This is a genomic window from Aliarcobacter skirrowii CCUG 10374 (genome assembly GCF_003544835.1).
Taxonomy (GTDB): Bacteria; Campylobacterota; Campylobacteria; order Campylobacterales; family Arcobacteraceae; genus Aliarcobacter; species Aliarcobacter skirrowii.
In genome coordinates this window covers 559,932-573,769 of sequence record NZ_CP032099.1, presented here as the reverse complement: position 1 = coordinate 573,769, position 13,838 = coordinate 559,932, and the positions used below count along the sequence as shown (strand labels likewise).

Genomic DNA, 13,838 nt, shown 5'->3' with positions numbered 1-13,838 from the left:
AAATATATGATTTTTAAAATAGTTCTATTAACAATATCTTTATCACTATCACTTTTTTCTTGTGGTGGTGGATATTGGTGGAATAGTGAAGATGTAGAGTTTCATTTTTTAGATAACAAAGATAATCTATATTTACAATACTCAAATGATTTATCAAGCGCTTCAACATACAATGATATTATCTATAAATATAGTATAAAAAATAAAAAAGAGAATCTAAAAGAGTGGCAAGTAGCACTTGAAAATAGATTTTCAATAAAAGAGCTCGAAGATATTATTTATAAAAATAGAAATCAAGAGTTAATTTTAGATGAAGAGTTTCAAGAGTATTTAAAATTTATAAAAGAGCAGGAGTATTGTGTAACTTATAATCCCTACATCAATCAAGATTTTACATATTGCAAAGATTTTATTCCAATAGCTTTGAATAAAATAGATGATACAAAAAATAGTTTTTTAAAGCAGAGATACTTTTATATAGCACTTAGATTATCTCACTATAAAGATAGCACAAAAAATAGTTTAGATATTTACAATAATTATAGTTATCTATTAAATAACTCCAACTCAATTGTAAAAGATTGGATTCAAGGTTTATATGCAGGTGCTTTAGTAAAAAACAATGAAATTGCAAAAGGAGTTTATGAGTTTTCAAAACTTTTTGAAAATAGTATAAACTCTCATTTAAGTTTTTATAACTTTAAATATATAACTTCTGAAGAGTATTTTAATGAACTCTTATCTTATGCAAAAGATGATAGTGAAAAAACAAAAATGTATGCTATTAGAGCTTTAAATTACAATAGCAATGTTCTTGAAGAGATGAAAAAAATATATAATATAGATAAAAATTCAAAATGGCTTGATTTTCTTATTTTTAGAGAACTTTTAAAATCTCAAACTCTTCATAACACATACGGTAGTGCTTACAAAGATTATGAAAATGAAAATAGTGAATATATTGATTTTTTAAAAAATATAGATAAAGATGATAGATATTTAGTAGATTTAAGTTTAGTTCACTTTAATATATATTTCAAAAAATATGAAGAGTCAAAAAAGATTTTAGATAGATTATTAGTAGAGTTTCCAAATAAACATGAGTTAGAAGTTGCATCTTATATTTTATATTTAAACTCATTGAAAAGTATAGATAGTAGTATTGAAGATGAGATTTATAAAAGAGTTTCACATTTTAATGAAAATGAGTTTGATATATATAAATATACTTTAAACACTCTATCAAATCTATATAAAAACCAAAATCAAGATTTTGAAAAGTATTTAAGTGATAACTTTTACTATATAGAGTACAAAGATCTTGACCTAGAGAACTTTAAAAAATTTGAAATGTTTTTAGAGACAAAACAAGATACAAAACTTAGAGAATTTTTACAAACTAAATTTAAAAAAATGGTTACAGCAAATAAGAGTAGTTTTGATTTTGCAAAAATTACAGTTTTAATAAACAATTTAAAATTTCAAGAGGCTCTTGATACAAATTTTGAAATATTGGATAAAACAAAAGTTGAATTCAACCCTTTTAATGGACTAATTCGTGGAAATAATAGAAGTGGTAAAAAAGAACCATTTACTATAAGAGAGTTTTTGCAAAGAGTTATTAAAATAGAAAATGAGTTAGAAAAAAATCCAAATAGTGTTATGGATAACTTCCTATTAGCAAATAGTTTGTACAACCTAAGCCACTTTGGAAATATAAATAGCGTTACAACTGTTTATAGAAGTAACTATTTAGTTCACACTCCAAAACTTCAAGAGCAAAAATTAAATCTTGCAATAAATTATTATGAAAAAGCTTTAGAAAACTCTAAAGATATAGAGCTAAATGCTAAAATAACATATTTAATTGCAAAGACAAAATTGGCTATTTTTGATTTAAACTACGATAAATATCCTCAAGAGAATAATTGGTGGAAAAAAAATAGTGTTTATAACTATGGTTCTGATGAGTTTTATGAAAAATTTTTAGAAAATAGTGGTTCAAGATATTTTAATATTTTACAAAATAATTTTAAAGATACAAGATATTATAATGAGCTAATTCAAGAGTGTGGTGACTTTAAAACATATATAAATAGAGATAATAAAGGATAAAAATGCAATATTTTGGTGAAATTCAAACAATGTACGAAGAGGTTTTTTTAACTCAAAGTTATATGTACTTTGGAGAAAATGATATAAGTGTAAAAGAGTTTAAAGAGTTAATAAAAACAAAAGAGAGTAGAAAAAAAAATATAATTGGAACAGTGATTTTATATAATCCAGTTGTTACACCTCTTGGTTATGACTCTAATAAATTTTTATTAGAACAAGATTTTAACTCTTTTGATGAGTTAATAGAGTTAAAAAGTGAAGGCTACATAACATCTTTTAAACAAGCGATGTGTGAGCATTGTAAAGGAAAAATTGTAGAGATTAAAAATTTGTTTAATCTAATAGAGGGTCATATTGACTCAAGCACTCTTTTAAATAAATTCAATGAAGATTTAGAAAAATATAACTCAAATCAGAATACTGAGTTTGATAGAGATATTATGTATATAGATGTAAAAAACTTTGTTCCAGCTGGAAAGTTTGTATTTTTTTGCTGGGGAGATAAATTAAATAAAAAAGAGTTTCCACACATTTTTGAATATGCAAAAACAATATTTGAAAATAGTGAAAAAATGGGCAAAAAAGTTGCTTTTGTATATAAAAAAGAGAAAACTATTCCTGAATCTATAAACTATCTTCAATTTTCACATCCAACTCAAAATATTAAAAATAAAAATCAAGTTGATTTTGCAATTAAAAGAGCATTTGATACTTTTCCTCCAACTCCTGCTTTTTATGAATAAATTTCATAAAAAGCCTATATTTTTATCAAAGTTTAATATTCATAATACTATAATTTCGTCCACTTAAATTATTGGGGTATCGCCAAGCGGTAAGGCAACGGTTTTTGGTACCGTCATTCGAAGGTTCGAATCCTTCTACCCCATCCACTTAATTTAAGTTCTTTTTTATGGTGAGGTTGGAGAGTGGTCAAATCCTGCGGACTGTAAATCCGCCGCCTACGGCTTCGAAGGTTCAAATCCTTCTCTCACCACCACTTTATGATTGTGGTTCGATAGCTCAGTCGGTAGAGCAAAGGATTGAAAATCCTTGTGTCGACAGTTCGATTCTGTCTCGAACCACCATCAAAATACTTTCAATTAATAAAATCTAAGCTATAATCACCTCTTATAAAAAATATAAAAGGAATTTAAAAATGTCAAAAATTGGAATATTAGTAGCTAGTTCTAATAATAATTTAAAATTAGCAAATGAGTTAAAAAATATAGCAGATGAATTAAATTTTGATAGTGAAATTATAAATCTAGTTGATTATAATTTACCACTATATAGCACAGTTGAAGAGGATAAAAATGGTATTCCTGAATCTGTACTTGATTTAACTACAAAAATAATGGATTTAAAAGCTTTTATTGTAGTTGCACCTGAGTACAATGGAGTTATGCCACCTGTATTAAATAATGCAATGGCATGGACTTCAAGATCAACAAAAAATTGGAGAGATGCATTTAATGATAAAATAGTTGCTCTTGCAACACACAGTGGCGGTGGAGGTCAAAAAGGACTTCAAGCTATGAGAATTATGTTTCAACACTTAGGTGCAAATATTTTAGCTAGAGAGATTTTAACAACTTATGAAAAAGCTTTAAATAAAGATAGTGCACAAGAGATTTTAAAGGCTCTTGTAAAACTATCAGATGTTTAAGAGATATCTCTCTTAAGCATCTATATTCTCTTTTGGTTCACTTATATAGTAACCTTGAATATAATCAACCCCTAACTCTTCTACCTTATCAAAAATCTCTTTACTCCATACAAACTCTGCAATAGTTTTAAATCCTTGTTCTTTTGCAAAACCTATAATCATACTTACAATATTCTGATTACCTTTGCTATCTAAAATATCTTTTATCAAAGAGCCATCAATTTTTATATAATCTGCTCTCATTTTTGTTAAATACTCAAAATTTGAATATCCACTTCCAAAATCATCTATTGCAATTTTACATCCATAAGAGCTTAAAAGCTCTAAAAATTCATTTAATAGTTCAAAATCTTCAACCTCTTCGCTCTCAACTATCTCTACAACTAATTTTGAACCTATATTATAATCTTCTATTTTTTTGATTAAAAATTCTTTTACCTCATCATCTAAGATATCTTCAAAAGCAAGATTAATTGAAAATTCATAATCTTTGTCTTTAAAATACTCAAAACTCTTCTCTATCACACTTTTTGTAATATCTTTATATTGTCCAGATTTTTTAGATATATCCAAAAAGAAGTAAGGAGTTATTGTGCTATTATCATCTTTTAATCTTGCAAGAGCTTCATATTTCTCTATCTTTTGAGTTTTTAAATTATAAATTCCTTGGAAAAAAGGTATTATTTGCTCTTTTTCTAAAGCGGTTTTTACTCTTTGTGTCCAGTAAATATTGTTTTCATACTCTTTTTCTATATTAAGATTTTTATCATAAATGATATGATTTTTATGTTTTTTAGCATATTTTCTTATTATATTTACACTCTCTAAAAGTTGTGATTTCTCTTCAAATGAGAAGCAATAAGCAAGTGATATAAAGACCTGTCTTCTATTTGCACTAAAAGGTTTTTCCGAAACAATTAAAGATATCTCTTTAACAAACTCTATAAAATCTTCTCTTTTTACATCTTGAGCTAAAATAGCAAATACATCTGAAGTTACTCTATAAACACTATAATTTTTATATTTTTTTATTAAATCCTCAATTTTTCTAGCAACTAACTTTAATACCATATCACCAAATTGATATCCAAACAAATCATTTAATTCACTAAAATTTTTAATATCCAATAGTGCAATAGATAAACTCTCTTTTTTTGAAATATCTTCTATAAGTTTATATCTATTTCCAATTCCTGTTAAATAATCCTCTCTTAAAATTCTATTTAACTCATTTGTTTTTTGAACCAAATCTGTAATTTCATGTCTAATTGCAACATACTCAAAGATTTTTCCATTTTCATCAAAAATTGGAGATATTGTTGTATTTATATAATAAAAACTTCCATCTTTTTTTGTATTTTTAAGATTTCCTTTCCAAACTTTTCCACTTTGAATAGTTTCCCACATCTCTTTAAATATTTTTCCATCTGGTTCACCTCTTAAAAGATTGTGAGGTTTACCCATTATCTCTTCTCTTGTATACATAGCAACTTCACAAAACTTATCGTTTACATAGGTAATATTTCCTTTTAAATCGCTATTTGAAATTATGTTTGATGTTTTTGTAGCTTTATTGTACTGTCTTAAAATATTATTTTTTCTTTTTAAATCTTCGATTTCAGATTGCATCTCTTGGCTACTTTTATATTTAATTATTATTAAAACAACTAGAAAAAAAACAATTATCAATAATAAAGCTATAAAAATAATTTCCAATCTTATGCCTTTGTTTAAAAATTAGAATTAGATTATACTATAGTTTTTTAAAAACTATATTTTATGTAACCTTTTTGATATTAATTTGTGATAAAATTTTACTATGAAAGAAAAAGTATATGTATTAGATACAAATATCATCTTACAAAATCTTCAAAATCTCTACAAAATATCAGACAATAAAACTAACCATATTGTTATTCCTGAAACAGTTTTACTTGAGCTAGAGGACAAAAAGAAACTGACAAATGAATTAGGCTTTTATTCAAGAGAGTTTGCAAGATTACTAGCTAAGATGAAGATCAAAGAGCTTGATTATAAAACTGGTTTTAAAGTTGTAAAACTTTATGATGATGATATAAATATTAATATTATCTCTAAAGATAGATATGATACTTCAATTGAGCAGATTCATATCTCTGAATCAAATGATAAAAGAATTATTGAAGTTGCTTCTATTGCTCAAGAGTATTTTAAAGGTTGTCAAACTATATTTTTATCACTTGATGTTTATGCTAGAACTTTTGCCCTTTTTAAAGGGATTAAAACAGAGACTTTACATGATGATAAATCTACAGTTCCAAAATTTAATTTTTTAAAGAGCTTAAAACTTGATTCATCTTTATTTAATAGCTTAGAGAATAAAGATATTAAATTAGTAGATGATAATTATGAGATTGAAAATTTTTCATACTCATTTGAGAGTGATGATGGAAATATTGAGTATGCAACCATTGTAAATGGCAAAATTGATATTTTAAAAGAGAGTGATTTTAAAACCTTAAATATAAAACCCGTAAATCTAAAACAAAAACTATTTTGTAAAGCGATTTTGTCAAATATGTTTGACTTACTTGTAGTTGATGCAAAAGCAGGAAGTGGTAAAACATTAATGTCAATTATAAGTGCCATGAGATTGATTGATTTGGGTTTATATGACAAAATTGTATATGTAAGAAACTCAATTGAATCACTTGATAAAGGTGCTGAAGTTGGCTTTTTATCTGGAAACGATGAGAAGTTTAGAATTTACAATATGGCTTTATATGATACTTTGGAGTTTATTGCTAAAAAACATCTAAAAAAGAGTGAAAATAGAGAAAATTTAGAATCAATAAGCTCTAAAGTAGAAGAGTTACAGACAAAATATTGTATAGAGACTTTATGGCCAGGGGAAGCTAGAGGAAGAACATTATCAGCCTCTATTGTAATTATGGATGAGTGGCAAAATAGTAGTGAAAAAACAACTCAACTAATACTTTCAAGACTTGATGAGAGTTGTATGGCAATTGTAATTGGTTCAAATAGACAAATAGACAATTTATATTTAAACAAATATAATAACGGATTAACAACTCTTTTAAAACAGACTTCACAAACTCATAGTGAACTTAAAATGTTTGCAATAGAGCTTGAAAAAGCTGTTCGTGGTAAGTTTGCAGAGTTTACAGAGAGAATTTTTGAAAATAAAAATCAATAAATAAAAAGGATATAAAATACACAATAGACTAATTAACGACACTATTTACAATCACATTGAATATACAAAGCTTGAAGATAAAATTCTTCAAACAAAAATTTTAAATAGATTACAATTTATTACCCAAAATGCTTTAGCATACTTTTCATACCCATCAATTACAACAAAGAGATTTATTCACAGTTTAGGAACAATGCATTTAAGTGCTTTTTTATTTAAAAATGCTCTTTTAAATGCAAATAAGAGTACAAAAAATGATTTTTTGGCATCTTTGAAAAAAGTTTTAATCTCTATTATTAAAAAAGATAATCTAAAAATCAATATTGATGATATGGAGTATTTTGACAATAAAGCACTATATCAATTTACAATTCCAACAAAATCAAAATCTCAAAGAGCAACTTATACTATTTTTTTACAAACCATAAGAGTAGTTGGTCTTCTTCACGATGTTGGACATCTTCCTTTCTCTCATCAAGTTGAATATGCTTTAAAAAAAGTTTATAAAACAATCAAACAAAAAGAGCAGAAAAATGAAGAGCTTTTAAATAAAGAGAAGATATTTAAAGAAAATTATGAAGAGATTACAAACAATGACAAAGAGGTTTTACATGAAGCTATTGGTCAAAATCTATTAAAACTTCTTTTTGATTATGAGCTTGAAGAGTTAATTTCAAAAGAGAGTGAAAAAGAGTATATAAAACTAATCAAAAAATTAGCACTTTTAATTTTAGAGGAGCAAGTTTTTGAAAATTTTGATTTTAAAGTTTTACACAATTTTATAGATAGCACTGTTGATGCTGATAGACTTGATTATATAAACAGAGATATGTTGGCAAGTGGTTATATAACAGGTGCTAATGATCATATAAGAATTACAAAACAAGCTGTTTTAGTACAAAAAGAGAGTAGTTTTTATTTGAGTTTTTTTGATACAAGCTTAATTGATATTGAGCATATGTTGGAGATGAGATTTAATCTATATAAAAAAGTTATTTTTAATGATGGAATTGCAAAAACAGACTCTTTGCTTGAAACTGTTGTTCAATATCTATCAAATGAATATTTTAAAGATCAAAAAGAGGATGATAAACTTTCAAACTCAATATCAATGCTTTGGAATTTTAAAAATAAAAATAGAGAAAAAGAGTTGGATACTATCTCTTTATTAGATGAAAATTGGTTAATTTCACTTTTTAAAAATAGATATTTTGATTTACGAAATAAAGAGCTTTTAACTAAAGAAGATATAAAATACTTATACTGTTTTGAAGAGGTTTTATTTGGTAAAAGAAGATTTAAAAGTCATTGGAAAAATTTAAATGATTTTTATAAAGTATTAAATTTTTCTACAGTTGAAAGATATAAATTTAGAGAGAGTTTTGGATTTATTACTCAAAATAGATTAAACAAACTACAAGTTGCCTTGGAAGATTTTGTAAAAAAATATGAAAAAGATGAATCTTTTTTTGCATATCAAATAGTCTCTTTTAATCTAGGAATTGCAAAAGATTTCTTTTTGTATGATACAGAAGAGCTTATAAATATTGATGAGATTTCAACTTTAAGAAAAAGATTAAAACACTCTATGAGAAATACAGTTCCTTTTTATATCTATTCAAATAAAAAAGTTTTATTAGATGATATGAAAAATGATTTAAAACAGATACTATTTAATATTTTTGATGATTAAGGAGTCAAATTTGGATTTAGCAAATATTAGAGGAAAATATACAACAAAAAATTTTGATATTAAAGATTTAGATAAAAATCCTTTTAAACAGTTTGAAATTTGGTTTAATGATGCAATAAATGAAAAATTAATAGAACCAAACGCATTTTGTCTTGCAACTGTAGGAGCAAATATGATGCCAAGTGCTAGAACTGTTCTACTAAAATATTTTAGTGAAAAAGGCTTTGTTTTTTTCACAAATTATGATAGTAAAAAAGCAAAACAAATAGAAGAAAATCCAAAAGTTGCAGCACTTTTTACTTGGTTACCATTAGAGCGACAAGTAAAAATTGAAGCAAATATCGAAAAAATATCAAAGGCTGATTCACTTAAATATTTTTTAAGTCGTCCAAAAGGTAGCCAAATTGGAGCTTGGGTTTCAAGACAGAGTGAAACTATAAGCTCAAGAGCACTTTTAGAGCAAAAATTTGATGAGATGAAAAGAAAATTTTTAAAAGGTGAAGTTCCACTACCATCTTTTTGGGGTGGATATGTTTTAAAACCAATAAGAATTGAGTTTTGGCAAGGTGGAGAAGATAGACTTCACGATAGATTTTTATATAGCTTACTAGAAGATGGTAGCTGGACTATTTCAAGATTGGCGCCATAAATTATGAATATTAAAATTTCACCTCAAAAAAAAGCAACAATAGTATCCTCTACTGTTGCTGCAATATTAACTCTACTTAAGCTAATAATTGGAATATTTAGTGGCTCTGTTGCAGTTTTAGCATCTGCTGTTGACTCTATTTTAGATATGTTTGTATCTATATTTAACTATTTTGCTGTTTTAAATTCAGAAAAACCAGCTGATAAAAATTTTAATTATGGAAGAGGTAAAATAGAGGCATTTGCTTTGGTAATTGAAGGAGTTATAATAACTCTTTCTGGGATTTTTCTTCTATATCATGCAGTAAAAAAGGCTATTTTAGGAGAGACTTCTCAATATTTAGATATTTCAATTTATGTTATGATTCTATCTTTAATTATAACAATAGGTTTGGTTACTTATTTAAATTATGTTTCAAAAAAGACTCAATCTATGATTATAAAAGCTGATGCTTTACACTATAAAACTGATGTTTTAAGCAATATTGCTGTTTTAGCATCTCTTGTTTTAGTATCTATTACAGAGTATGAGATTTTTGATGTTATTTTTGGAGCATTAATCTCATTTTATATTATATACTCAGCTTTTGAAATAATCAAAAAAGGAACTTTGGTTTTATTAGATAAATCACTTGACAAAGAGATTGTCTCTCAAATAGAGGAAGTTATAAAAAATAGCCCTCAAGTAAATTCATACCATCTTTTAAAAACAAGAGAGGCTTCTAATCAATTTTTTGTTGATGTTCATATAGTTTTTAACTGCTTGATTACACTAATGGAAGCCCATAAAATAAGTCATGAAATAGAAGATGAGATAAAAAGAATAGATGAGAAAAGAGAGTGGATTGTAAGTATTCATTTAGAACCTTACGATGACTTTTTAACAAATGATTTAAATAATAACTGTAATATTTAAAAGGGGATTTTAGAAAAACTCAATTGAGTTTTTACCCTGTTTTTTAGCACTATACATAGCCGTATCTGCTTGTTTTATAATATCTTGAACACTTACACTTGCGTCATGAAACAAAGTTATTCCAATACTTGGAGTTGAAACATTAATATGACCTTCAATATGAGTTATACTATTTAAAGAGTCTTTTATTTTTTGAGCTATAAAGTTTATATTTTTTCTAGCATCATCACTATTATTTCCAACATTATCAATCAAAACTATAAACTCATCTCCACCAATTCTAGCAACTGTATCTTCATCTCTTACACACTCTTTAATTTTGTGAGCAACAGTTATTAAAAGAATATCTCCTATATCATGACCTAAAGTATCATTTACCTCTTTGAAATTATCCAAATCTATAAAAATAAGTCCACCATAAATTTTATGTCTTAAAGTTCTTGTAATTGCATGTTCTATTCTATCTGTTAATAAAAGTCTATTTGGAAGACCTGTTAGATTATCGTGAGTTGCTTGATATTGTAAAACTTTCTCTTTATCTTTTTGTTCACTAATATCCATATATTGACCAATAAAGTTTGTGATTTGTCCTTCACTATTTTTTACAACTGTAATTGTACCTTTTAAAGCAATTATCTCACCATTTGCCTTTCTATTATAAACCTCTCCACTCCAGTAACCTTTTGACAAAAGATTATCCCATAATCTTTTTGCAGATGTAAAATCTTGGTGTGCTGTTTTAAAAATTCTTGGATTTTTTCCTAATATATCGGCTCTTTCATAACCCATTATTTTTAAAAACGCATGATTTGCTTTTATGATATTGTTTCTTTTATCAGTTATTATCATAGGTACAAAAGACTCTTCAAAGGCATATGAAGTAAGTTTTAACTCCTCTTCTTGTCTTCTTTTTTGCTCTTTTAATTCAAGTTTTTCTAAAAGTGCTGTTATATCCAAAACCAATTTTTCAAAAATATTTTTAATATCTTCATCAAAAAAGTCTTGAAAATGAGAGTAAATAACCAAAACTCCAACCGTTTTATCAAATTTTTTTATAGGAATTGCTAAAAGTGAGTTTAATTTAAACTCATCTGTTTTTCCATAAAAAATAGATTTTTTCTCATCTTTTAGAATATTTACAACTAAACTCTCACCACTTTTTATAATTTGAGAGACCAAAGTTTCACTTACAAAATCTTTTTTTGTAGCTCTATTTTCTAAATACTCTTTTTGAACTGTTTTTTGAGAGATCAACTCTTTTTTATCAATATCATATATAAAATTAAAAGATATATTTTTATTTTTTGATAAAATCTCACAAATTTGTGAAAATGCCATATTTTTTTTATCAAGTTTTGGCAACATTTTATTTAGCAAATTTAATGTTTTATATATATTTTGATGCTTATGTGCATCTAAAAATCTCTTCTCTTGTTTTGAACCCATATTTTTTAAAACTAAAAAAGAGTATACAAAAAGAATAAAGATAAATATAAATAATATTATAGATACGATATTTTCTATAGTAGTTGAACTATTATAAAATAGATTTATATTTAATATTAGAGCAATAATTAATGGTATTAAAAATATTGTAAAAGTTTTTATAAAAATTCTATTTGCAAGCATTTAAACCCCTAAAAATATTTAAAAATAGTAACATAGTTTTAATGAACTTATCTCTATTTTTCATAAATATTATAGAAACTCCCTTTAATTTTTGTCTTATTTAAATTTTCCATAACAAAATATAATTTATCTTTTTTTATAGCTACATAAGTACAAGTAGGAAGTACATCAATAACTCCAACATCATCTTTACTTAAACCAATTCCAGCTGTTAAACTTCCTAAAATATCACCTTTTCTAAGTTTCTGTTTTTTTCCACCATTTATATAAATTGTTCTAAATTCACTATCTATTTTAAAACTACTATTATATGTTATATCACTCTCATCTTCAAATAAAATATCACCAAACTCATCTTTAATCTCTAAAACTCTACTCATTTCAGTTTGATTATAAAAAGTAATAGCAACTCCACCTTTACCAGCTCTTGCTGTTCTTCCAACTCTGTGAGTGTGAATTTTACTATTTAGTGCTACATCATAATTTATAACTAAATCAATATCTGAAATATCAATTCCCCTACTTGCAACATCACTTGCAATTAAAATTGGATAACTCTTATTTGAAAAAATAGCAATTGTTTCATCTCTTTGTTTTTGATCCAAATCACTATGTAAAGTTAATACATCTAAATCTCTATTAAATAAGCTATCTGCTAAATCTTCACAAGTAATCTTTTGATTACAAAATATTATTGTGCTTTTTGCCTCATATTTTTTGATTAATTTTTCAATTAAATCATCTTTGTTATTTGTCTCATAAAAAACTTGTAGAATATGATTTTTCTCTTCATTTTCAACCTCTACAAACTCTGGTTTATTTAAAATATTTTTTGCTAATTTTTTAATATTCTCTTCATAAGTTGCACTAAAAAGCATAGTTTGTCTATTTTTTGGAAGCATTGAAGCTATTTTTGAAATATCATCATAAAACCCCATATCAAGCATTTTATCAGCTTCATCTAAAACAAAACTATTTATATCTTCAAGCTTTAAATTTGCCTCTTCTATATGTTTTAAAACTCTTCCAGCTGTTCCTACAATAATATGAGCCTCATGACTAAGCGATAAAACCTGAGGTTTATATGGAACTCCACCACATAAAGTTAAAATCTTTATATTTGGAATATGTCTTAAATATTGTCTTAAATTTGTAGCTATTTGCGATGCTAACTCTCTTGTTGGAGCTAAAATCAAAGATTGAACTCTAAATTTTTTTGGATTTAATTTTTTTATTATTGGAAGTGAAAAACTAAGAGTTTTTCCAGAACCTGTTTTTGCTCGTGCTATTAAATCTTTACCATCTAAACTATATTTTAAACTCTTTTCTTGAATTTGTGTTAGATTTATTAAGTTTAAACTCTCTAAATTTTCTACTAAATCTTTATCTATATTTAGTTCATTAAACTTCATTTTTTCTACTCTTTCTTCTCTTTTTTGGTCTAAAACTCATTATTAAAATACCTAATACAACTACAACTGTGATTAAACCTATATATTTAATATTATCAGCATAAGCAAGTAAAACAGACCCAGCAAAATAACTAATATAACCAATAACAACAGCCCATAAAATAGAAGCTATAATATTTAAAATTGTAAATTTATAAGCATTGTAATCAGAAATTCCCATAACTAAAGGAACTAAAGTTTTAATTCCATAAATATATTTTTGAATAATTATTATAAGTGAACCATATTTTCTAAAAAGTAGTTGAACAAATGCAACTTTTCTTTTGTGATTATTCATCATATCTTGGGCAAATATTTTATTCTTTTTTGCCATAAAAAATAGAAATTGACTACCAATAATATTTGAAAAAGCAGCAACTGCAATTGTTACATATATATTTAAAGTACCATCAAATGAGAAAGCAGCAGCTATAACTAATGCTAAAAAACCACCACCAAATGAGTATAAAAAAAGAGCTATATAGCCCCAATCTTGGATAAACTGTTCCATAAACTTCCTAATA

At 25.7% G+C, this 13,838-nt stretch carries 11 protein-coding genes and 3 tRNA genes; 10 read left to right on the top strand and 4 right to left on the bottom strand.

The window, feature by feature from the left end:
- The first annotated feature begins 6 nt into the window (after nucleotides 1–6).
- The 6 genes from ASKIR_RS03035 to ASKIR_RS03010 all read left to right on the top strand — a co-directional run bounded on the left by ASKIR_RS03035 (nucleotide 7) and on the right by ASKIR_RS03010 (nucleotide 3,781).
- Nucleotides 7–2,115 (top strand): hypothetical protein, encoded by a 2,109-nt coding sequence (locus ASKIR_RS03035; protein ID WP_115588450.1) that lies wholly within the window; start codon nucleotides 7–9, stop codon nucleotides 2,113–2,115.
- 2 nt (nucleotides 2,116–2,117) lie between these two features.
- Entirely contained in the window at nucleotides 2,118–2,858 is a 741-nt protein-coding gene (locus tag ASKIR_RS03030) for a hypothetical protein (protein ID WP_115588449.1), read from the top strand.
- Between the two features lie 72 nt (nucleotides 2,859–2,930).
- A tRNA-Gln gene (locus ASKIR_RS03025) sits at nucleotides 2,931–3,005 on the top strand.
- Nucleotides 3,006–3,027: 22 nt separating this feature from the next.
- Nucleotides 3,028–3,112 (top strand) — tRNA-Tyr (locus tag ASKIR_RS03020).
- A gap of 12 nt (nucleotides 3,113–3,124) precedes the next feature.
- Nucleotides 3,125–3,200: transfer RNA gene (locus ASKIR_RS03015), tRNA-Phe, on the top strand.
- Nucleotides 3,201–3,271: 71 nt separating this feature from the next.
- Entirely contained in the window at nucleotides 3,272–3,781 is a 510-nt protein-coding gene (locus tag ASKIR_RS03010; protein ID WP_066159195.1) for an NADPH-dependent FMN reductase, read from the top strand.
- A 12-nt stretch (nucleotides 3,782–3,793) separates the two neighbouring features.
- On the opposite strand, the gene ASKIR_RS03005 is transcribed toward ASKIR_RS03010, so the two are convergent.
- On the bottom strand, nucleotides 3,794–5,497 hold the full coding sequence (locus ASKIR_RS03005) for a bifunctional diguanylate cyclase/phosphodiesterase (protein ID WP_066350115.1): 1,704 nt from the start codon (nucleotides 5,495–5,497) through the stop codon (nucleotides 3,794–3,796).
- 103 nt (nucleotides 5,498–5,600) lie between these two features.
- On the opposite strand from ASKIR_RS03005, the gene ASKIR_RS03000 reads away from it, so the two are divergent.
- The 4 genes from ASKIR_RS03000 to ASKIR_RS02985 all read left to right on the top strand — a co-directional run bounded on the left by ASKIR_RS03000 (nucleotide 5,601) and on the right by ASKIR_RS02985 (nucleotide 10,234).
- Nucleotides 5,601–6,977, top strand: coding sequence for a PhoH family protein (locus tag ASKIR_RS03000; RefSeq protein WP_115588448.1), 1,377 nt, complete (start codon nucleotides 5,601–5,603; stop codon nucleotides 6,975–6,977).
- 193 nt (nucleotides 6,978–7,170) lie between these two features.
- On the top strand, nucleotides 7,171–8,670 hold the full coding sequence (locus ASKIR_RS02995) for an HD domain-containing protein (RefSeq protein ID WP_228137882.1): 1,500 nt from the start codon (nucleotides 7,171–7,173) through the stop codon (nucleotides 8,668–8,670).
- Nucleotides 8,671–8,680: 10 nt separating this feature from the next.
- Complete coding sequence (gene pdxH / locus ASKIR_RS02990; RefSeq protein WP_066350118.1) at nucleotides 8,681–9,319, top strand: pyridoxamine 5'-phosphate oxidase; 639 nt, start codon at nucleotides 8,681–8,683, stop codon at nucleotides 9,317–9,319.
- Nucleotides 9,320–9,322: 3 nt separating this feature from the next.
- Nucleotides 9,323–10,234, top strand: a complete 912-nt coding sequence (locus ASKIR_RS02985) for a cation diffusion facilitator family transporter (protein WP_066350119.1) — start codon at nucleotides 9,323–9,325, stop codon at nucleotides 10,232–10,234.
- Between the two features lie 9 nt (nucleotides 10,235–10,243).
- On the opposite strand, the gene ASKIR_RS02980 is transcribed toward ASKIR_RS02985, so the two are convergent.
- Genes ASKIR_RS02980 through ASKIR_RS02970 form a run of 3 tightly spaced genes read right to left on the bottom strand, consistent with a single transcriptional unit; the run spans nucleotide 10,244 to nucleotide 13,825 of the window.
- A complete protein-coding gene (locus ASKIR_RS02980) occupies nucleotides 10,244–11,863 on the bottom strand; it encodes a sensor domain-containing diguanylate cyclase (protein WP_066350122.1) in 1,620 nt (539 codons plus the stop codon).
- 53 nt (nucleotides 11,864–11,916) lie between these two features.
- Nucleotides 11,917–13,275, bottom strand: a complete 1,359-nt coding sequence (gene dbpA, locus ASKIR_RS02975; RefSeq protein ID WP_066350124.1) for an ATP-dependent RNA helicase DbpA — start codon at nucleotides 13,273–13,275, stop codon at nucleotides 11,917–11,919.
- On the bottom strand, nucleotides 13,265–13,825 hold the full coding sequence (locus ASKIR_RS02970; RefSeq protein WP_066350126.1) for a DedA family protein: 561 nt from the start codon (nucleotides 13,823–13,825) through the stop codon (nucleotides 13,265–13,267). The genes dbpA and ASKIR_RS02970 overlap by 11 nt, the downstream gene beginning before the upstream one ends.
- Between the last annotated feature and the right edge of the window lie 13 nt (nucleotides 13,826–13,838).

What these genes read in the sequence shown, in the direction of transcription:
- ASKIR_RS03010 (WP_066159195.1), top strand. Translation starts at nt 3,272, where the DNA reads ATGTCAAAAATTGGAATATTAGTAGCTAGTTCTAATAATAATTTAAAA.
- ASKIR_RS03000 (WP_115588448.1), top strand. Translation starts at nt 5,601, where the DNA reads ATGAAAGAAAAAGTATATGTATTAGATACAAATATCATCTTACAAAAT.
- ASKIR_RS02970 (WP_066350126.1), bottom strand. Translation starts at nt 13,825, where the DNA reads ATGGAACAGTTTATCCAAGATTGGGGCTATATAGCTCTTTTTTTATAC.
- ASKIR_RS03035 (WP_115588450.1), top strand. Translation starts at nt 7, where the DNA reads ATGATTTTTAAAATAGTTCTATTAACAATATCTTTATCACTATCACTT.
- ASKIR_RS02980 (WP_066350122.1), bottom strand. Translation starts at nt 11,863, where the DNA reads ATGCTTGCAAATAGAATTTTTATAAAAACTTTTACAATATTTTTAATA.
- ASKIR_RS02985 (WP_066350119.1), top strand. Translation starts at nt 9,323, where the DNA reads ATGAATATTAAAATTTCACCTCAAAAAAAAGCAACAATAGTATCCTCT.
- ASKIR_RS02995 (WP_228137882.1), top strand. Translation starts at nt 7,171, where the DNA reads ATGCATTTAAGTGCTTTTTTATTTAAAAATGCTCTTTTAAATGCAAAT.
- ASKIR_RS03030 (WP_115588449.1), top strand. Translation starts at nt 2,118, where the DNA reads ATGCAATATTTTGGTGAAATTCAAACAATGTACGAAGAGGTTTTTTTA.
- dbpA (WP_066350124.1), bottom strand. Translation starts at nt 13,275, where the DNA reads ATGAAGTTTAATGAACTAAATATAGATAAAGATTTAGTAGAAAATTTA.